At 56.2% G+C, this 1,492-nt stretch carries 1 rRNA gene; it reads right to left on the bottom strand.

The features are described 5' to 3' along the window. Positions 1-32: 32 nt before the first annotated feature. Positions 33-1,492 (bottom strand): 23S ribosomal RNA (locus tag ACFWBY_RS36615); the annotation flags it as partial.

Raw genomic sequence — 1,492 nt, 5'->3', positions numbered from 1 at the left:
CTTCAGAACTAACACAGTGGACGCGAGCAACTGAGGACAAGCCCTCGGCCTATTAGTACCAGTCAGCTCCACCCGTTACCGGGCTTCCACATCTGGCCTATCAACCCAGTCGTCTACTGGGAGCCTTACCCTCTCAAGGAGGTGGGAATACTCATCTTGAAGCAGGCTTCCCGCTTAGATGCTTTCAGCGGTTATCCCTCCCGAACGTAGCCAACCAGCCATGCCCTTGGCAGGACAACTGGCACACCAGAGGTTCGTCCGTCCCGGTCCTCTCGTACTAGGGACAGCCCTTCTCAATATTCCTACGCGCACAGCGGATAGGGACCGAACTGTCTCACGACGTTCTAAACCCAGCTCGCGTACCGCTTTAATGGGCGAACAGCCCAACCCTTGGGACCGACTCCAGCCCCAGGATGCGACGAGCCGACATCGAGGTGCCAAACCATCCCGTCGATATGGACTCTTGGGGAAGATCAGCCTGTTATCCCCGGGGTACCTTTTATCCGTTGAGCGACGGCGCTTCCACAAGCCACCGCCGGATCACTAGTCCCGACTTTCGTCCCTGCTCGACCCGTCGGTCTCACAGTCAAGCTCCCTTGTGCACTTACACTCAACACCTGATTGCCAACCAGGCTGAGGGAACCTTTGGGCGCCTCCGTTACCCTTTGGGAGGCAACCGCCCCAGTTAAACTACCCATCAGACACTGTCCCTGATCCGGATCACGGACCGAGGTTAGACATCCAGCACGACCAGAGTGGTATTTCAACGACGACTCCACAACCACTGGCGTGGCCGCTTCAAAGTCTCCCACCTATCCTACACAAGCCGAACCGAACACCAATATCAAACTATAGTAAAGGTCCCGGGGTCTTTCCGTCCTGCTGCGCGAAACGAGCATCTTTACTCGTAGTGCAATTTCACCGGGCCTATGGTTGAGACAGTCGAGAAGTCGTTACGCCATTCGTGCAGGTCGGAACTTACCCGACAAGGAATTTCGCTACCTTAGGATGGTTATAGTTACCACCGCCGTTTACTGGCGCTTAAGTTCTCAGCTTCGCCACACCGAAATGTGACTAACCGGTCCCCTTAACGTTCCAGCACCGGGCAGGCGTCAGTCCGTATACATCGCCTTACGGCTTCGCACGGACCTGTGTTTTTAGTAAACAGTCGCTTCTCGCTGGTCTCTGCGGCCACCCCCAGCTCACGGAGTAAATCCGATCACCAGTGATGGCCCCCCTTCTCCCGAAGTTACGGGGGCATTTTGCCGAGTTCCTTAACCATAGTTCACCCGAACGCCTCGGTATTCTCTACCTGACCACCTGAGTCGGTTTAGGGTACGGGCCGCCATGAAACTCGCTAGAGGCTTTTCTCGACAGCATAGGATCATCCACTTCACCACAATCGGCTCGGCATCAGGTCTCAGCCTTAATGAGGGACGGATTTGCCTACCCCTCGGCCTACACCCTTACCCCGGGACTACCACCGCCCGGG

This window comes from Streptomyces sp. NPDC060049 (assembly GCF_042736715.1).
Lineage (GTDB): Bacteria > Actinomycetota > Actinomycetes > Streptomycetales > Streptomycetaceae > Streptomyces.
This window is presented reverse-complemented; position numbering and strand designations above follow the sequence as displayed.